General features: G+C 62.7%; 15 protein-coding genes. 11 read left to right on the forward strand and 4 right to left on the reverse strand.

The annotated features are described in order from the left end of the window. Positions 1 to 47: 47 nt before the first annotated feature. Positions 48 to 368, reverse strand: coding sequence for a TrbC/VirB2 family protein (locus IFT82_RS09150; RefSeq protein ID WP_159512611.1), 321 nt, complete (start codon positions 366 to 368; stop codon positions 48 to 50). Between the two features lie 362 nt (positions 369 to 730). On the opposite strand from IFT82_RS09150, the gene IFT82_RS09155 reads away from it, so the two are divergent. The 4 genes from IFT82_RS09155 (at position 731) to IFT82_RS09170 (ending at position 4,728) form a co-directional block, all read left to right on the forward strand. Beyond that, the gene (locus IFT82_RS09155) at positions 731 to 1,201 is read left to right on the forward strand and encodes a hypothetical protein (RefSeq protein WP_192125987.1); all 471 of its coding nucleotides are present in this window, start codon (positions 731 to 733) and stop codon (positions 1,199 to 1,201) included. A gap of 79 nt (positions 1,202 to 1,280) precedes the next feature. Then, positions 1,281 to 1,796 (forward strand): hypothetical protein, encoded by a 516-nt coding sequence (locus tag IFT82_RS09160; RefSeq protein ID WP_192125988.1) that lies wholly within the window; start codon positions 1,281 to 1,283, stop codon positions 1,794 to 1,796. A 523-nt stretch (positions 1,797 to 2,319) separates the two neighbouring features. Next, positions 2,320 to 3,669: a plasmid replication protein RepC gene (gene repC, locus IFT82_RS09165; RefSeq protein WP_192125989.1), complete on the forward strand. Its 1,350-nt coding sequence runs from the start codon at positions 2,320 to 2,322 to the stop codon at positions 3,667 to 3,669. A gap of 183 nt (positions 3,670 to 3,852) precedes the next feature. Then, complete coding sequence (locus IFT82_RS09170; RefSeq protein WP_192125990.1) at positions 3,853 to 4,728, forward strand: replication initiator protein A; 876 nt, start codon at positions 3,853 to 3,855, stop codon at positions 4,726 to 4,728. On the opposite strand, the gene IFT82_RS21320 is transcribed toward IFT82_RS09170, so the two are convergent. Beyond that, positions 4,725 to 5,621 carry a lytic transglycosylase domain-containing protein gene (locus tag IFT82_RS21320; RefSeq protein ID WP_342355080.1) on the reverse strand — a complete coding sequence of 299 codons (897 nt, stop codon included), beginning with the start codon at positions 5,619 to 5,621 and terminating at the stop codon, positions 4,725 to 4,727. The genes IFT82_RS09170 and IFT82_RS21320 overlap by 4 nt on opposite strands. 114 nt (positions 5,622 to 5,735) lie before the next feature. Here IFT82_RS21320 and IFT82_RS09180 point away from each other — a divergent pair, with 114 nt between their 5' ends. Further along, positions 5,736 to 7,028: a hypothetical protein gene (locus IFT82_RS09180; RefSeq protein WP_192125991.1), complete on the forward strand. Its 1,293-nt coding sequence runs from the start codon at positions 5,736 to 5,738 to the stop codon at positions 7,026 to 7,028. 4 nt (positions 7,029 to 7,032) lie between these two features. Here IFT82_RS09180 and IFT82_RS09185 read toward each other — a convergent pair whose 3' ends face one another. Beyond that, positions 7,033 to 7,302 (reverse strand): hypothetical protein, encoded by a 270-nt coding sequence (locus IFT82_RS09185; RefSeq protein WP_192125992.1) that lies wholly within the window; start codon positions 7,300 to 7,302, stop codon positions 7,033 to 7,035. 227 nt (positions 7,303 to 7,529) lie between these two features. On the opposite strand from IFT82_RS09185, the gene IFT82_RS09190 reads away from it, so the two are divergent. The 3 genes from IFT82_RS09190 to IFT82_RS09200 are packed head-to-tail and all read left to right on the forward strand — an operon-like array spanning position 7,530 to position 12,875. Next, positions 7,530 to 7,754, forward strand: a complete 225-nt coding sequence (locus IFT82_RS09190; RefSeq protein ID WP_192125993.1) for a hypothetical protein — start codon at positions 7,530 to 7,532, stop codon at positions 7,752 to 7,754. An 11-nt stretch (positions 7,755 to 7,765) separates the two neighbouring features. Further along, the gene (locus tag IFT82_RS09195) at positions 7,766 to 8,620 is read left to right on the forward strand and encodes a DUF7146 domain-containing protein (RefSeq protein ID WP_192125994.1); all 855 of its coding nucleotides are present in this window, start codon (positions 7,766 to 7,768) and stop codon (positions 8,618 to 8,620) included. Positions 8,621 to 8,657: 37 nt separating this feature from the next. Further along, positions 8,658 to 12,875 (forward strand): strawberry notch-like NTP hydrolase domain-containing protein, encoded by a 4,218-nt coding sequence (locus tag IFT82_RS09200; RefSeq protein ID WP_192125995.1) that lies wholly within the window; start codon positions 8,658 to 8,660, stop codon positions 12,873 to 12,875. A gap of 75 nt (positions 12,876 to 12,950) precedes the next feature. On the opposite strand, the gene IFT82_RS09205 is transcribed toward IFT82_RS09200, so the two are convergent. Beyond that, positions 12,951 to 13,502: a MucR family transcriptional regulator gene (locus IFT82_RS09205; protein WP_192125996.1), complete on the reverse strand. Its 552-nt coding sequence runs from the start codon at positions 13,500 to 13,502 to the stop codon at positions 12,951 to 12,953. A 189-nt stretch (positions 13,503 to 13,691) separates the two neighbouring features. Here IFT82_RS09205 and IFT82_RS09210 point away from each other — a divergent pair, with 189 nt between their 5' ends. The 3 genes from IFT82_RS09210 to IFT82_RS09220 all read left to right on the forward strand — a co-directional run bounded on the left by IFT82_RS09210 (position 13,692) and on the right by IFT82_RS09220 (position 17,664). Beyond that, positions 13,692 to 15,992: a ParB/RepB/Spo0J family partition protein gene (locus IFT82_RS09210; RefSeq protein ID WP_192125997.1), complete on the forward strand. Its 2,301-nt coding sequence runs from the start codon at positions 13,692 to 13,694 to the stop codon at positions 15,990 to 15,992. A gap of 94 nt (positions 15,993 to 16,086) precedes the next feature. Beyond that, positions 16,087 to 17,001, forward strand: a complete 915-nt coding sequence (locus tag IFT82_RS09215; protein WP_192125998.1) for an ArdC family protein — start codon at positions 16,087 to 16,089, stop codon at positions 16,999 to 17,001. Positions 17,002 to 17,040: 39 nt separating this feature from the next. Then, the gene (locus IFT82_RS09220; protein WP_244646617.1) at positions 17,041 to 17,664 is read left to right on the forward strand and encodes a DUF6927 domain-containing protein; all 624 of its coding nucleotides are present in this window, start codon (positions 17,041 to 17,043) and stop codon (positions 17,662 to 17,664) included.

The raw sequence follows: 17,664 nt of genomic DNA on the forward strand, positions 1-17,664 counted from the left end.
AAGGACGGTGCCGGCGAAGCTGCTATCAACGCCGGCACCGGGTCGGGTCAGATGGTTGCGGTGACGGTCGAGGTGACGATGGGGATACCGGTGCCAGCACCGACGCCCACGCCGACCGGGATGGCGACCTGGCCGAGCGAGAAGCGGCCCGAGGCCAGACCGACGACACCGCCAGCCAGCGACAACACGGTGATGATCTTGCCGCCCGAACCTTCCAGGAAGCCGGTGAAGGCATTCAGGGCGGTGTTGAACGTGGCGTCCGCACCGGCCAGCGCCGGGGTGGCAAGGACAGCGGCCGCAGCTGCGGCGCCGATGACCGCCAGGGCGGTCGTCTCGGCGCGACGGCCGATCTTGAGCATGGTCTTCATGGTAGGAGTCTCCGTTCGATCGAGCGCTGTTCAGCGCGCCCAAGAGGAGACTGACCGGTGCGTTTCTCCGGCCGCAATCGGCATTCGTCGGAACCAAGCCGAAGCTTATGGTTTTTTTAACTTTCAGATCCAATTCTGTCGTTTGCGAATCACCGTGCCCGGCTGCGGCGGGCAGCCGCCCGGGAAATCCGGGCACCCGCCCTGAAAACGCGGGCAGGCTGCCCGGGAAATCCGGGCATCCAATTTGGCATTCGGATCGTAACTGGTTTAGCCCTTGAGTCGAAGGATGCAGCTCGCCGCTTTTTGGAGTATGCGGGGTAAGCCAAAGTCCGGAGTGGACTCGAGATTGAGGGTTAGCGACAGTGGCGGCTGAAAAGGCGTATCATATTTCCGTTTCGGATCACTATTTTCGCCTAACCACCGAGAGTATCAGGCTCCTGTCTAATAAGCACCGCTTTTATTATTCTTTGCCAATGGTAATTAACGAGCGTGCCAACCGCACGCCAGACCTTGCGGATAGCTATGATGCCGAGGATATGAGAAACCACCTTCGCATTATCTCAAGCGAAGGTAAGGTGAAGATAGACTTCACTATCTTAGAAACGAGTGCTGGTACGATCGAGGCGGCTGCGGTCGCCCTCGGCGAGGCACTTGGCCAAACAGTTCTACTACCGGATGCGGTCTCGTTGATGCTTTTTGACCTAGTGGTCGAGCGCAATGCTACAGAGGTCCTAACCAAACTAGGCCTTTCCGCCTCTGAAGCGGAAAGTTATCGCGTTTCATTGAAAAAGAAAGACACCAACGTCATTCGGTTGCGGCCGAAGCGTCCATAAAGATTTGTCTCGGACCAGCTTAGGGTTGCTTTTTGCGATTCCGTGCGTCTACCCACGAGATGTACCGGGGAGACGGGGCATGGGCGAAGCGACGCGAAGTTGGACGGAAAAGCCAGAGGGGGCGATTCCAAGCTTCGATTTGGAAGATTACATCCTAGCCAGGATGGACCTCAAAGGGATGAGCGTCAGGGAGCTGGCGTACATGACCAAAATCGGTCGGAGCCGTCTCCACGACGGGCTCCACCGCGAGGTCGACAAGCGCGTCGCCCTCAGAATGCCGGAGCTGGTAGCGATCCTCGAAGCTCTGTCCATCAGCAAGATCGAGGCGATGTACGCCCAGGAAGTTCTGCAGAAAAACGAGGGTATCGAATTAAAGGACCTCCTGAAGGTCATACCGATGTGCCTTGGTATTGTGACCGGCCTTCCCGAACAGATCATTACCGTCGTGCAGCATGTCGATGGGCTTGGGTTCGATGATATCAGGCCTGAACATGGAGAGGCGGCCCAAAACCTTTTGGTGCGCGCGATCGAGGTTGAATATAAAAAGCTTGGCCGGCGCCGGTCCCAACGATTTGATGAATTTGGCGAAGAATAACTTACACTGATTGCGCAGCCCTCCTGACGTAGCGACCGCCCCCTGAGGCCTAGATCGCTCGGTCGGTAGATAGGGTAACTGAAAGCACGAGTGGAACCCCGGCTTTCGAGGGCGGGCGTCGCGTTGCGCCACGCCTCCTCGTGCTTTCAGTTACCCTATCGCGTTGCCCCGCTATCCGGCCGGGGGACATACGGTAACTGAAAGCACGAGGATTTCCTCGATAAGGTAACTGAAAGCACGAGCCAGCGGGCACGACATCGCACACATCTGATGTTTAGGCTGTCCATATCGCCGGTTCCGGAATCACGGGAGGCGATCTCGGGGTCGTCTGGCTTCGCGAAACCTAATTGAGGGAATGCCGTGCAGAAAAGAAAAGCCCGGCGGTAGGTTGGGATTTTCGGAATTTCGGTGGTGCTGCTCAATAGTAGCAGCATAGCTGAATTACGATGATGCAGTAGGATTATGCGCTTCAGGCGCCACTGACTTCTGCGTCCGCACGGAAATCCAAAAGGGGATTCTCCGAATGAGTGTTTGTGTCTTCGCTCCGGGGGCTGGGCATCGGCGAGTAGACGAACGTACAGCATCGACTGAACGTCTCGCTGACAGCTTTTCCGGTTTGCCTGAGAACATCAGCCATCGGCATGTCCTGACGGCGCTAAAGCGCGCGGCGCCTTACATTGGGATACCCCCGCGCCTCGTGCATGCCATCGACACACTGATGAGTTGGTCGCGAGAGGTAGATTGGGCCGAGGGGCAACGTCCGATTGTCTTTCCGTCTAATGAAAAGCTCAGCCAGAAGTTGGGTATCGGGGTTAGGCAGCTTCAGAAGCTGCTTGCCAGTGCAACCCGCTGGGGCCTCATTGCCCATCGTGACAGCGCCAACGGCAAACGTGTCGGCGCCAGGGGCAGAGATGGCCGCCTGATCTACGCTTATGGCATAGACCTTAGCCCACTCGGCGTGCGCTATGCTGACTTCGTCAGCATAGTCGCCGAAGGTACAGCGGCGGATTTGCGGTTAGAAGTGTTACGCAAACGCCTCACGTCTGCACGCCGTCGCATCCGTAGCCTGGCTCAATTCGCGCTCGATGAGGCGATTGGTGGGATCGATACTGCCAGCATCACCGAAATTGCCCAACTCGCAGTCCACCAGATGAGGAAGGTTCGGGACGAAGGGCTGCTGCAGGCTTGTGTAGCAGAGCTGGAAAGCCACGCCGCTGCGCTAGCGGACAGCATCAAGACAGCCGTCGAGGTTGCGGATGTGCCTCCGAAAGCTCCAAAAGATTCACCCAAGGGCGTCGAGAATGACACGCGCTATACAACTACAATTCAACCCTCCATTGCTAAAGCAACTAACTGTAGAGGCTTGGCGGTGAAGCGGAGTGATGCGGGCTATGACGTCCGAAACAACGAGCCGCAGAGCGACGTCGAGATGGATCTCGCTCATCACGGTGTCGATCCGAGCTTCATCGCGGCCGTGGCACCAGAGTTGATATCTCGACCCGGTGAACAAATGACATGGGGTCTTGTGATCGGTGACGCCGAGAGGCTGGTCGCCCAGGCCTCGATCCCCGCGGACGTTTGGCGTGAAGCCTGCCGACTGATGGGGCAAAAGGGAGCCGCAGCATCGGTGTTCGCGACGGCGCACAAACATGTTCGAGGCGACGTCGACCGTCCCGGAGCTTACCTTCGTGGCATGAACAAGAATGCCGCAGCAGGTAAGCTAAACCTCGGCCGGACGTTTCACGGACTGAAGGATCACATGAAAAGGCAGCCGATACGATCGCTGTCGAGTGGCACCGACACACGATCCATCGGCCAGCTTTTGGCAACCGCGCTGCGGTCGACAGTCCGTGGTGCGCCCGCGCCGCGGTGAATGGAGATAGGGTAACTGAAAGCACGAGGCCTAGCACCCTGAGCCCGGGGAGCTACGGAGGAATACGAGGGAGAAGATGCCGTTGGGCCCTAAAAGCTCGTGCTTTCAGTTACCCTATGTCCGGCCGGGGATGATTTGAGGGGAGGGGGTGGTAAGAAGGGGTGTTTGCAAAGGGGATCGACGATGGCGAAATCACCTGCGGAAGCGCGGCAGATTTCACTGTTCGATATGGACAGCCCGCTTCATGGTAAGGTCCGCGGCGAGCGGAGCATCATGGATTACCCGTTCTTCGTGCTTTCAAAGAATGCGCATCTCGAGCCAATCGAGTACAAGCATGACCAGGTGACCATCCAAATCCGGCCAAGCGCAACCGGCGTCGCGACGATGTGGGACAAGGAAATCCTCCTGTATGTGGCCTCCCTCGTCGCGCAGGCGATCAGTGATGGTCAGGTTGCCGACGAAGACGTGACATTCGCCGCTCATGATTTCTTCCGCATAACCGGCGTGGAGCGGCCCTCGGTCCGCGATTATCGGCGTTTTGCTGAAGCATTGGAACGTCTCCAGGGCACGCAAATCAAGACTAATATCGAAACTGGTTCCGTAATCGATAGAGGTTGGTTCTCTTGGCTGTCAGAAGCACAGGTCCGGTACGAGAAGATGACGAACGGAGACGAAGCCCTTCGATACGTCCGCGTTCGTCCGTGCAACTGGCTGTACCGTGCTATTCAGCGGGACCAGCGGATTTACCATTACCACCACGATTATTTCCGCTTAGGCGCGATCGAACGGCGGTTGTACGAGATCGCGCATTGTTACTGTGAAGCTGGACCGATCGATATAGCTATCGAGGAACTTCACCATAAGATTGGCTCGATGGGTCCCGTGAAACGACTCAAGCAAATCCTGAAGAGTATCGAGGCGGAAAACCGGTTGCCTGAGTACGACTTGAGTCTTGTTGAGGTCGTTTCAGGTGAGAGAACCGATGCTCTTGGACGTAGACGCAAATTGGTCAACACAGCGGTTCGCATGAGGCCCAAGCAAAAGGTGCTCACCGCCTAAAAGTGCTGCATGGCGGCGATCCTCTTGTATCCAATCGGTCGATTATATATCGATGAGAGGGATTCGGCAGGAGCCGTTAGCCTCGACCAATTGGCGATGATGTTTGATACGTAGGCCTGCGTTTCGGTGATCCGCGGAACCACGCCACCACGAACACGGCTCGGTCCTGCGTTGTAAGCCGCCAGTGCCAAGTGGACTTGGCCAAAGCGGTCTAGCTGCTGCCGGAGATATCGGGCGCCGCCACGCAGATTCTCCACGGGATCGTATCGGTCGACGCCAAGGCCGATCGCGGTGCCCGGCATCAATTGTGCGAGACCATAGGCGTTCGCCCGAGAGGTAGCGCTTGGGTTGTAACCGCTTTCCCGGATAATCATCGCGTCGAACAGACCCGTGGGGATGCCGTGCTCGCAGGCGACCGCATTCATCATCCCGTAATAGGCTGCCCGGCGTGCCTCCGCACCGCGACCAAGGAAACCCGACGGCTGATACGCCAGCGGCGCGCAGCCGGGTTTGAAGGGCACCTGCTGAATGGGGCCGATGCCGCCACGCAGCCAACCCGGGACCGGGATCGAGGAGAACGCCGCGACGATCGCTGGCTCGCTGGCGGTCGCAGCCGGCGAAGCTACCGCTGCCGCCATCTCCTGCTGCATGCGAAACTGCACATACCGGCGACTGAGATCATGGACCGCGAAGGACGCCGGCAGGGGCGGGGCATCGACCGCCGCCAGCGGCTCTGCACTGTCTGGCGCTACTGCCTCTTCCTCGACCGGAGGGGTGCCCGTCATGGAGATGAGCTGCACCTTGCGGACGAGGCCACGTTTCGGCGCGGCAAGCGCATGCGAGCTGATGATAAGACCGGCGCAAAGGCCAACAACAGCAACTGGATAACGCACGGAAAACCCCCAGACGGCGTGATATCCAAGAGTTGAGGTCCGGAAGTTTGCGCTTGTCAATGCCACCGGACCTGCCGAAACTGGCTCAAATCAGCGCCTCAAGGTCACTCGAACATGTGGTTGATCCACCGCGATACCGATGGAAACAGCCGGGACCGGATCCGGCTACCGCCACCTTTGCGCGAGGCGCTGGTGCGCTGGTACGTCGGCGAGGGCTCGTATCACGACGAACAGGCCGGGGTGACGCTGGTCCAGAATGCCCGGATCGGCGAGCGCTGGATCGCCTGTGACTGCCTTGGCACCGACGAGGCACCCCCAATCCTGACGCCGGCTTACCTCTCCGAGGCCGAAACCTATTACCTCCGTCGGCTGACCAGCACCAAGCGTCCCGAGCATCGTCCCGACTGCCCGTTCTTCCGCGATCAGGCCACCAACCGCCTCACCGAGGTCCGGACGCGCAACACGCCGACCGATCCGCCTGCGGGGTTCTTCGAGGTGCTGCGGCCGGCGCCGGAGAAGCTTGCGCAGCGTCCCGAGGACGATGCCCAGGATGATCGCACCCGCAATGCCTCGACGCCGCGGCTGGCCCGCCTGCTCTGGCGGCTGCTCGACAACGCCGGCTGCAATCAGATCGCGCCGCTCATGTTCGGTCAGGAATGGTCGATCAAAGAGGAATTTGCTGCGCTCGGTCGTGCGGCTGCCAAGATCGAGATCGCACCCGGCATCGAGCTGGCCCGCGCCTTCTGGACACATGCGCGACCGCTCGAGACCAACGTGGTCTATGGCACGCTGCGCGTGCTGGCCCCGAGATGGCCGAAGACCCATGCGCCGCAGGGCTTCGTGGCGCTCTACGCCAAGACGATCAAAGGCAATGAGATACATGTCCCCGACGGTGACCCGATCCGGATCGCCACCCGGGTCCAGTCACCCTCGATCCGGGGAAACCGCATCGCTGGCCCCTTCATCGTCCTGGTCGTCGCCGGCGAGTATCCGGAGGCGCGTGGCTATGCGCCCCTGCGCGCCTATGCCCAGCCGATCCACAACGGCCGGATGTTCGTACCGGTCGAATCCGACTTCGAACGCCAGACCCTGCGCGCCATCCTCGCCGCCCAGCGCGAACTTCACGTCCAGGGCGTCGACGTCGCGATCGGCAAGCCGCTGTTCGATACGATGACGCCGGATGGTCCCTGCCGACCGGACTTCATGCTGGAGGCAAGGTCGCGGATGACCGGTGAGGTGAAGACGCTGGTGGTGGAGGCGATGGGCTTCGATAGTGAAGACTATGAAGCGGCGAAGGCGGTCACCCATCCTCGCATGCAAACGCTCGGTGACCTCGTGACCCTCGATCCATCCGAAGTCGAGCAAGGTAATGCCACCCGCAAAATTCTGTGGACACTCGATATCTAAGCGATCAACTCCATGTCATCGTGGCAGCAAAATAACTTACAATAATAAGCGTTACAGGCGTAGATAGTAGATACAACTTCTGCCATCTCCACCACGCCTTTGGCAGGAATAGAACTGCCCCACGGACGCTGCGAACGTCTTGCCATGCTCGGTCCTGCCACAGGCCATGTAACGTAACGCTGACGGAGAGGACCATGGCGATCGCGCAGCACATGCCCGCAGCCAGATAGATGGCGATCCAGTTGGCAATCTCAATTTGCGAGAACTGGTTCATCGTCACCTCAAATTAAGACGCAGTGCTGAAAACCGGCGCACAATGGTTCTAGTTCCCCATGACGATAGCAGGCACCTTTTAGCAGTCGGTAAACGACCGGGACGGCCGTTGGCCCATCAAAACCGGAGTGGAGAGGGAGGGTGAGAGAAGGGTCGTGATGAACGGCCTCAACCCTTCAATCCCAGGGCGGGCCGGTGAAGGCAGCCCTCAGTAAGAGGCCATTAGTCATGAACAAGTTCGTCCTCTTCATCAGGGATCACGGTGCCAAGGATGTCCTCGACTTCCATGCCGACGAGGCATCCGCGCATAAGGCGCTTGCGGCTTACGTTACGCAGAAAACCGGGCGGGATCTGCCAACGGATGCAGATGCGGCAGCCGAGGCAATTGCCGCCTACTTCGACCCTGCACGGACCTTCTACACCATCGCCGGCATCCCTGCCGGTACGCGCTGAGGGTATGAGCCATGACCCTCATCGCCAACCGACCATCCCAGCACATGGTCGACCTGGTCGGCGCGCTTGGCGGCACCTGGCACGGCAACACTGCGACGTGCCGATGCCCCGCCCATGCCGATGGTACACCGAGCCTGTCGATCCGGCAGGGTGACCGCGGGCTGCTGGTGACCTGCTTTGCCGGGTGCAACGCCAGCGACATCCTGCGCGAACTCGATCGTATCCCGCTCGGGCGTCGCTATGAACCACCAGCCCCGGCCCAGGCGACCGGCACCGCCAATATCCATCGGCTATGGAACGAGGCGGGCAGCGTGTCCGGCAACCTCGCGGAGCGCTATCTGGCATCGCGGTGCCTGCTGCCGGCGCCGACGGATGTCCGCTTCCATCCGCGCTGCCCGCTTGGTCCCAAACCGACGACGGTGTTCAAGCCGGCGCTGCTGGTCGGGGTACGTGAAGGTCAGCGCCTGGTCGCCTTCCAGCGCATCTTCCTCAATCCCGATGGTGGCTACATCCAGAAGGCGACGCTCGGGACGCTTGGCACCGGCGCATGGCGGGGCGGCGGGCTAGGACCGACGATTGGGCTCGCTGAGGGCTTCGAGACGGCGCGGGCATGGTCACAGATCCGGGGCCTGCCTTGCTGGGCAACGCTCGGCTCGCGCCGGCTCGATATCATCACCATCCCGGACAGCGTCACCAAGCTGATCCTCGCCGGCGACAACGACCTGGCCGGACGCCGGGCGGTATCGCGGAGCATTGCCCGCTACGCAGGCGACAACAGGGTGATCCAGGTCGACTTCCCCGTGGGCCACAAGGACTGGGCCGGGGCACTCGAGGCCAAAGAGAGGGGAGGGGGAAGGGGGCGGTGAGCTGTCGGATTGGCAGCCAGCACCAAGGAGCCCTGCCATGTTCGACCTACTCGATCTCCCGCCCGTCACTGACCTCGCCGCTGCGGCAGAAATTGCCGGGTTGCTGGCAGCGGGTACGCCGATCGCGCGCCGCGACCTCAACGAGGCGATGACTGTAGCGTTCGGCGGGTCGGACGCCGACGGCCGCTGGACGCAGCGCGACAGCTTCGAGATGCTCGAACACGCCATCGCCCTGCACCTGGCGGCGCGGCCGTATCAGATCGCGAACCTCGCCGACGTCCATGCGGCATCGTCTTTCATGCAACTGCTGCCGACCCAGACGGTGCGCAGCGAGGAGCAGATCAACCTCCAGCAATTCTCGACCCCGGTCGACATCGCGGCGATCGCAGTGCTAATGGCGGCGATCGGTCCGGACGACATCGTCCTCGAGCCCAGCGCCGGCAACGGCCTCCTGATCGTCCAGGCGCCGGCGTGCGCGAGCCTGCAGTTGAACGAGATCGACGCCAAGCGCCGTGAACGCCTCGCTGGCATCTTCCCGGACGCGGTGGTCACCGGCCACGACGGCGCGGCGCTGGTCAGCCTGCACGCCCGCCTGCCCAAGCCGACGGTGGTGGTGATGAATCCGCCATTCTCGCGCAGCATCGGCCGCGGCGAAGACGACCTAGCCGCGCTTCGCCATCTGCAGGCAGCGATCCGGCGCGTCGCCAAGGGTGGCCGGGTGGTGGCAGTTATGCCCGACTGGTTCGCAGCCTCCGCCCGGCTGAAGGCGGCCTATGAGGCGGTGCTGACCGGCTGCACGGTGCGGACCTCGCTCCGGCTGGAACACTGCTACCGCAAGCACGGCACCGATATCGCGGTGCGGCTCTACGTCATCGACAAGGTCGCCAGCGGGACAAGCCATGTCGTCATCCAGCGCAGCTCGGTCGCGGAGTTCATTGATGCCGTGACCGTGCCCCCGCGCGCCGCGCTGGTGGGTGAAACCACGATAGCGACGCTGCCGGTGAGCAAGCCCAGCCTGTTCGGCGCGGTGCGCCAGGCCAAGGCGACGGTCGCCCGTACCTATCACGCACCGATCCGCAACAACGTGCTGCCAGTCGGTTACCGGACACTGCCGACGCCGGCACCGCTCGCCGATCAGATCGGCTGCTACCTGCCCTACCGGCCGAGCCGGATCGTCTTCGACACCGCCGGCGACCATCCGACCGCACTGGTCGAATCCGTGGCAATGGGCTCGATCCCGGCACCGATCCCGACCCATATCGCGCACCTGCCGGAACGCACCGTTGCCGAGCGGATGCTGTCGTCGTCGCAGCTGGAGACGGTGGTCTATGCCGGCCACGCCTGGAGCCAGTTGCTGCCGGGCACCTTCAAGCCGGCCGAGAATGGCGTTGGCCTGAGCTTCGACGAGGCGGGCAGCCGCTATCGCAAGGGCTTCTTCCTCGGCGACGGCACCGGCGCCGGCAAGGGCCGGCAGGTTGCCGCCTGCATCCTCGATCAATGGATGCAGGGCCGGCGACGGCACATCTGGGTGTCGAAGAACGAGCCGCTGCTCGAAGACGCGCGGCGTGACTGGACCGCGCTTGGCGGCATGATCGGCGACGTGCAGCCGCTCTCGAACTGGAAGATCGACGAGCCGATCCGGCTGACGGAGGGCGTTCTGTTCGTGACCTATCCGATGCTGCGCTCGATGCGCTCGGACAACAGCCGGCTGCAGCAGATCCTCGCCTGGGCCGACACCGACTTCGACGGGGTCATCGCCTTTGACGAAGCCCACGAGATGGGCGGCGTCGCTGGCGGTGAAGGCGCGATGGGCAAGAAGGAAGGGTCGCAGCAGGGCATCTGCGGCGTCCTCCTCCAGAACAATCTGCCTGGCGCGCGCGTGCTTTACGCCTCCGCGACCGGCGCGTCCGACGTCAACAACCTCGCCTATGCGGTGCGGCTTGGCCTGTGGGGTCCGGAAACCGCCTTTGCCGACCGAGAAGCATTCATCGCCGAGATCCGCAAAGGTGGCATCGCCGCGATGGAGCTGGTCGCCCGCGACCTCAAGGCACTGGGGCTGTATACCTCGCGCGCGCTCAGCTTCGCTGGCGTCGAGTACGACGTGCTGCGCCACGCGCTGACGCCTGCCCAGATCGAGATCTACGACACCTATGCCAATGCGTGGTCGGTCATCCACCAAAATATGGAAGCCGCGCTCGAACTGACCGGCGTCGTCGACGGCCTGAAGCACGAGACGCTCAATAGCGGCGCCAAGGCGTCGGCGCGGTCGCGACTGGAGTCGACCAAGCAGCGCTTCTTTGGCCAGGTCCTCCTCTCGATGAAGCTGCCCACCGTCATTGCCGCGGTCGAACAGCATCTGAAGGCCGACCAGTCGGTGGTGCTGCAGCTGGTCACCACCGCCGAAGCGATCCTCGATCGCCGCCTGTCGCAGATGTCGGCAGAAGAGCGCGCTGATCCAGAAATCGAGCTATCGCCTGTCGAGTATGTTGCTGACTACCTGATGCGGGCCTTCCCGACCCGGCAGATGAAGACCTACACCGACGACACCGGCACCCCGCGCTCGGCGCCGATGAGCGACCTCGACGGTAACCCGGTCCACAATCCCGACGCCATCGCCGCCCGCGACCAGCTGCTCGAACACATCTGCGCGCTGCCACCGATCAAATCGGCGCTCGACGCGCTGATCGAGCATTTCGGCACCGACATGGTCGCCGAGGTAACCGGGCGCTCGCGGCGTCTGGTGCCGACCTCCGACGGACGCCAGAAGATCGAGACGCGATCGGGCCGTTCCAGTCAGGTCGAAGCCGCGGCGTTCATGGCCGGGACCAAGCGGGTGCTGGTGTTCTCCGACGCGGGCGGCACCGGGCGTTCCTACCATGCCAGCCTTGATGCCAAGAACCAGCAGCAGCGCGTCCACTTCCTGTTGGAGCCGGGCTGGCGCGCCGATCGCGCGATCCAGGGCTTGGGGCGCACCCACCGTACCCATCAGGCGTCGACACCGCTGTTCCGGCCGGTGACCACCGACTGCAAAGGCGAGCTGCGCTTCACCTCGACGATCGCGCGGCGCCTCGACAGCCTGGGTGCCCTCACCCGCGGCCAGCGCCAGACCGGCGGGCAGAACCTGTTCGACCCAGCCGACAACCTCGAAAGCGAATACGCCAAGGACGCGCTTCTGACCTGGTTCGCGCTGCTCGACGCCGGCAAGCTGACCAGTACGACGATGGAGGACTTCTGCTCGCGCACCGGCCTCGAGCTGTACGATAACGACGGCGTCCTGAAAGAGGACCTACCGCCCATCCAGCGGTGGCTGAACCGTTTGCTGGCGCTGCCGATCGGCATTCAGAACCTGATCTTCGACGAGTTCCTGGCACTGGTTGAAACCCGCGTCGCCGCGGCGCGCGAGGCCGGCACCCTTGATGTCGGGGTCGAGACGATCATCGCCGATACCGCCACGGTGATCGACGACACGTTGCTGCGGACCGATCCGCTTTCCGGCGCGACGTCGCATCTGCTGACGATCGAGATCGCCCGGCGCCGCAATCCGATCTCGCTGGAGCGCATCCTCAACATGGCGACATGGCAGCGTGACGCCGCCTTCGTCGTCAATGCCCGCTCCGGCCGGGTGGCGCTCAGGAGCAAGGCACCGTCCTGGATGGACAACGAGGGTCAGCCGATCGCGCGCATCGAACTGCAGCGTCCCTGCCGGCGCGAGTACATGCACGCAGCTGACCTGATGGAAAGCGCATGGGACGTCGTCGACGAGGCGACCTTCATCGCCAAATGGACGGCGGAGGTCACCGAGGCGGCGGATCAGGTCGATACCGAGACGATCCGGCTCGCGACCGGTCTGCTGCTGCCGATCTGGTCGGCGCTGCCCTCCGATCATCTCGCGGTGAACCGCATCGCGGATCAACACGGCAACTCGTGGCTCGGCCGCCTGGTCTTCGACAAGCACGTCGTCCAGCTCTACACCAAGCTCGGCATCGCCAAGACCGACGACCTGCCGATCGACGCCATTGCCAGTTCGGTGCTGTCCGGGCGCGCCGTCGACGTGGTCCGCCCCTTCCCGATGACGATCCGGCGGGCGATCGTGAATGGAAAACAGCGGGTCGAGATCGTCGATGCCCCGCAGCCGCAACACGCATGGCTGAAGTCGATCGGCTGCTTCTCCGAGATCATCGCTTACAAGACGCGCATTTTCGTACCGGCAGCCGAGGCGCAGATCGTCCTGGAGCGGCTCCTGAAAGGTCGATGAGCGAATACGGGCCCTGCCACAGGTGAAGATGGTCGACGCCGGTGCTTCGTAGGCCCGTGTCGACCATCCCCGGCATCACTCCGCGTCGGTCGGCGTCGCCACCTTCAACTTGCGACGCGGCTTCGGTGCGGCCTGCTCAGCAGGCGCACTGGGCTCTGCGGCCGTATCGGGCTCGGCGGGCGTGGTGGCCTCTGCTTCGGCATTCTCTGACTGACCGGGCCTACGACCAAGACCGATTTTCTTGGCCATTTCCCGTCGGTTCTCGCTGTAGCTCGCAGCGACCATCGGGTAGTCCTTCTTGAGGCCGTAGCGCTCGCGGTACTCCTCCGGGGTCAAGCCATTGGATGTCAGATGCCGACGCAAGGTCTTGTACGGCTTGCCATCGATCATGCTGATGATGTGATCTTTGCTCGCAAGCGACTTTCGCGCCGTTACTGCCGGGGTGTACTCTACCGAGGCAGCATCGGCCGGGGCCGCGTCTACGTCGCCACCGAGAGCAGCGACCGCATTGTGCATCGACTGTAGAAACGCCGGCACGTCATCAGCAGATGTCCGGGTGTTGGGATTGCTCAACCACGCGATGGTCAGTTCGGTGGCGAATTCGATCGTGTCAGTTTCGGTGGTCATCTGTGGTCCGCACATCAGAGTCTGCCGTCCGCCGGCCACGCGAAGATAGCCCGCTTTGCTTCGCCGACAATACTGGAGCGACAGAACATCCGAACAATTCCGGGACCCCTGAAATGACAAGGAGAGAAGGGGGAAGGGGATGGGTGTCCGAAAATTGGTCGGATGCTCAGATAAGAAGGGTGATTTCCCATGATCCAGTCCGTGAAGCTCGCGAAACTGCGCCTCTCCGCCAGCAACGTCCGCACCGCCCCCGACGCGGCCTTGCTGATCGAGCCGTTCGCAGCCGACCTCGAGGCGCGCGGCGTCCTGCAGAACTTGCTTGTGACGCCGGTTGCCCGCTCGCGTGGCATGTTCGAGGTGTTCGATGGCGGCCGGCGCTTGCGGGCGCTCAACATGCTGGTCGAGCGTGGTTTGATCGATCCCGAGCAGTATGACGTGCCGGTGCGCGTCCTGAAGGGCGACAACGCCGAACTGACCGAGACCTCGCTGGCGGTCAGCTTCCACCACCTGAAGCTCAGCCCGACCGAGGAATGCCGCGCCTTCCAGCACTTCCTCGCTGGCAGCACCGACATCGACGCGGTCGCCAAGCGCTTCGGGGTGACCCGCCGCTTCATCGACGGCCGTCTGCGCCTCGCCGACCTCGCCGAGCCGATCTTCACCGCGCTGGCCGAGAACAAGATCACCCTCGACATGGCCAAGGCCTATGCGTCGACCGCCAGCCATGAGGCGCAGCTGAGCGCCTGGACGACTTATGGCTCGTACAGCAACTATACCGCGGACTCGATCCGCCGCATCATCGCCAACGACATGATGCGCGCTGATGATCCGATCGCGCTCCTGGTCGGCGCCGAGGCTTACGAGGCCGCTGGCGGCGTCATCGATCGCGACCTGTTCAGCGATGCCCGCGAGAAGTGGCGGAATCCCGAGATCGCCCGCACCCTCGCGGCTGCGCTGATGGAAGCCGAGGCCACCCGGATCGGTGAGGAACGTGGGCTTGCCTGGATCCGGCCGATCGCGACGCACAGCATCTGGGACGCGACGCGCGGCCTCTACAAGATCAACCTGCCTGAGCAGCCGATGACGCTGGAAGAAGCCGAGCGCGCTGAGCAGATCGAGCAGCGCATGGCCGTACTGCATGACGAGATGCAGAACGAGGAACTCGCCGACGACGTGTTCACCGCGATGGAAACCGAGAACGACGCCCTGGCGGCCGAACTCGAGGCGCTGGACAACCGGCCGGTGTTCATGCCGCCCGAACTGGTCTCAAAGGTCGGGGCGTTCCTGACGCTGGCCCAGAACGGCACCATGGTCCTGACCGAGAGCTACTATAGCGAGACGCCGATCACGGTGACGGTGGTCGAGCCCGATGCGGTCGAGGGCGATGTCGAGGGCGGACAGGGTGACGGCGATGGCGAAGGCCAGGGCGATGCCAATGACGTCGCCGATCGCGGTATTCAGGCACCTACCTTCCGAATTGAGGAGGGCACCCCGACGCCGACCAAGGGCGGCAGCGACAAGGTCGTTGAGCCTGACAACGCCGCGCCGGGTGGCAAGGCGCTCAGCCAGGTCCTTAGTGACCAGCTCGCGATGCAGCGCCGTGACGTGCTGGGAGCGGCGCTGATCGGGGCGCCGGGGTTGGCGCTCGACTATCTGCTTTTCGCGATGATCGACGAGCGCTCCGGCACCTCGGCGAACGTCGGCACGACGATCCGGGCGAACCGGCCGCAGGACCCGATCCTGTTCACCAACATGCCCAAGGCGCGCGCGCGCGATTACCTCACCGAGGTGCATGAGGGGCTGGATGCGTCGTGGCGCGCGTCCGACCATCAGGTCGTGCGGTTCGAGGCCTTCCGGGCGCTCGACGACGAGGTCAAGACGGCATGGCTGGCGTACATCGTCGCCACTTCGTTGGAGGCCAAGATCTCCTACAGCACCAACGAGCTCAACCCGATGCACGGCCGCCTCGCCACCATCCTGGACATCGACGTTGCCAGCTGGTGGCGGCCGACCTCGGAGAACTTCTTCGACCGCGTCTCCAAGAAGTCGTTGATCTCGCTCCTCCATGAGGTTGGCGGACCGGCGCTGTCGAGCCGGCATGCCACCGAAAAGAAGCCGGTCATCTCGGAGACGTGCGAGAAGCTGTTCGGCGGTGACGCGATCGTCGAGCCGGCGATCACGGAGGTGGCGCTGAAGTGGCTGCCGGGGGCGATGTGCTTCACCGACAAGCCAATCGCGGCCGATGCCGATGAGGGCGATGACGCACAAGGTGACGTTGCCGACCTGATCGACGGCGACGGCGACGGCGACGGCGACGAGACCGATGCCGAGGCGACGGACGTCGACGCCGGCGGTGACGACCTCGCTGCCCTGATCGGCGACGGTCACGAAGATGGCGGCGCGGTCGATGGACAGGACGGCACCGACGTGGTCGCCGAGGTGCAGCACGACAACGACGACGCGGTCGAACCCGAGATGGTTGCGGCCGAATAGGGCGGACCCGCTTCCCCTCTGAGCAACCTCACTGCCGGCCCGCGACGACGCGGCGCCGGCAGTGTCTTTTCATACCGCCCAAAAGGACAGCGCCATGCCCGCTGCAACCCGCGATATCGCGGCCGATATCACCGCCACCATCATCGCCAAACTTGAAGCCGGCACTACGCCCTGGCAGCGGCCGTGGTCGCTGATCGGCGAGGGCGGCCGCCCGCTCCGCCATGAAGGAATCGAATACACGGGAATAAATGCGCTGTGGCTGTGGGCGATCGGCGACACCCATGGCTTTCGCAGCCGCTACTGGATGACCGCACGCCAGGCGCGTGAACTCGGCGGGGAGGTCCGTCCGGACGCCCGACCGTCCTACTCGGTCTATGCCAACACCTTCCGCAAGGCCGGCGTGCCCAACTTGCTCGGCATGTCCGCCGACCGAATGATCCGCTTTCTGCGCTCCTATGAGGTCTTCAACGCCGACGAAATATCCGGCCTGCCGGATTATTACTATCCGGAAGCAATCGCGCCGACACCGCGACTACTGTCCGATCGGCAGGACCGCATCGATGAGTTCTTCGACGCGATCCCGTCCAAGGTTCGGCATGGCGGCAGTGCCGCCTTCTTCGACCTGACCTTCGACTATATCCAGATGCCACGGCTTGGCACCTTCAAGTCGGCCGACGGCCACACATCGATTTTAGCGCACGAAACCACCCACTGGTCCGGTCACCGCACCCGGCTAGACCGCACTTTTGGCAAGAAGTTTGGTGACAAGGATTATGCCATGGAAGAGCTGGTTGCCGAGCTTGGCGCAGCGATGATTTGCGGTGATCTCGGTTTGCCGACCGAACTACACGACAGTCATGCTAGTTACTTGGCGAGTTGGCTACAAGTGCTGAAAGCGGACAAGACCGCGATCTTCCTCGCTGCGAGCAAGGCCGAACAGGCTTTCTCATATTTGCGCGCCTTTTCAACCGCTGCAGCCGATGCCCCTCAGGCGCGGCTTGCCGCATGACCCACCTTCACCGGAGAACACGACATGGGTTGGCTTTCGATGACCAGCGCCGGCATGGCCGGCCATGCAAACCCCAAGGCTTATCTCGACGACCAATTCACCTTCAACAATACGCTGGATGGTGGCGGCACGCGCGGCATGCGCGTTATCGACAGCGCGTTCGTCGGAAACCGCGTCTGGTATGCCGCGGTTGAAATCATCGGGAATGGGGAACCCCAATACGTCACGGCGATGGTATGTCAGGTGCGCTGGAACCCGAAGGCGAAGGACGGCTACGTCTTTGCCTACAAGGATAATGCCGAGTCAGAGGGGCCATGCGACGACGGCTGCCCCGCCCGAATCCTTCGCCTCCTCTCGGCCACCGCCAAGGAGCATGCCCTGAACTGGCGGCGCCGTTGCCTGGTGCGGTTGCGTATGCACGGCCGCAAGGTCGAGAACGGCATGCGGCTCCGGTTTCCGCGACCGATCTCATTCGGTGACGGTCACAGCGGCACCGAGTTCATCGTCGTGAAGATCGGTGAGAAGATCACCTTCCGTAACGCCGAAGGGCGTGGGCGATACCGGATCACCGGCTTCCGCGACATGTCCTGGACCGTCGTGCCCGAGACGAAGGTCCACCGCACCGTCTTCGCTGCGCCTACCGCTTCCCCAATAGCAGCATGA

The organism is Sphingomonas sp. CFBP 8760, assembly GCF_014841615.1.
Classification (GTDB): Bacteria; Pseudomonadota; Alphaproteobacteria; order Sphingomonadales; family Sphingomonadaceae; genus Sphingomonas.

Bases quoted from the DNA above. Each gene is read 5' to 3' on its own strand.
- IFT82_RS09200 (WP_192125995.1), top strand. From the start codon at position 8,658: ATGTTCGACCTACTCGATCTCCCGCCCGTCACTGACCTCGCCGCTGCG.
- IFT82_RS09185 (WP_192125992.1), bottom strand. From the start codon at position 7,302: ATGAACCAGTTCTCGCAAATTGAGATTGCCAACTGGATCGCCATCTAT.
- repC (WP_192125989.1), top strand. From the start codon at position 2,320: ATGAGTGTTTGTGTCTTCGCTCCGGGGGCTGGGCATCGGCGAGTAGAC.
- IFT82_RS09220 (WP_244646617.1), top strand. From the start codon at position 17,041: ATGACCAGCGCCGGCATGGCCGGCCATGCAAACCCCAAGGCTTATCTC.
- IFT82_RS09160 (WP_192125988.1), top strand. From the start codon at position 1,281: ATGGGCGAAGCGACGCGAAGTTGGACGGAAAAGCCAGAGGGGGCGATT.
- IFT82_RS09215 (WP_192125998.1), top strand. From the start codon at position 16,087: ATGCCCGCTGCAACCCGCGATATCGCGGCCGATATCACCGCCACCATC.
- IFT82_RS09180 (WP_192125991.1), top strand. From the start codon at position 5,736: ATGTGGTTGATCCACCGCGATACCGATGGAAACAGCCGGGACCGGATC.
- IFT82_RS09190 (WP_192125993.1), top strand. From the start codon at position 7,530: ATGAACAAGTTCGTCCTCTTCATCAGGGATCACGGTGCCAAGGATGTC.
- IFT82_RS09205 (WP_192125996.1), bottom strand. From the start codon at position 13,502: ATGACCACCGAAACTGACACGATCGAATTCGCCACCGAACTGACCATC.
- IFT82_RS09195 (WP_192125994.1), top strand. From the start codon at position 7,766: ATGACCCTCATCGCCAACCGACCATCCCAGCACATGGTCGACCTGGTC.
- IFT82_RS09150 (WP_159512611.1), bottom strand. From the start codon at position 368: ATGAAGACCATGCTCAAGATCGGCCGTCGCGCCGAGACGACCGCCCTG.
- IFT82_RS09170 (WP_192125990.1), top strand. From the start codon at position 3,853: ATGGCGAAATCACCTGCGGAAGCGCGGCAGATTTCACTGTTCGATATG.
- IFT82_RS09210 (WP_192125997.1), top strand. From the start codon at position 13,692: ATGATCCAGTCCGTGAAGCTCGCGAAACTGCGCCTCTCCGCCAGCAAC.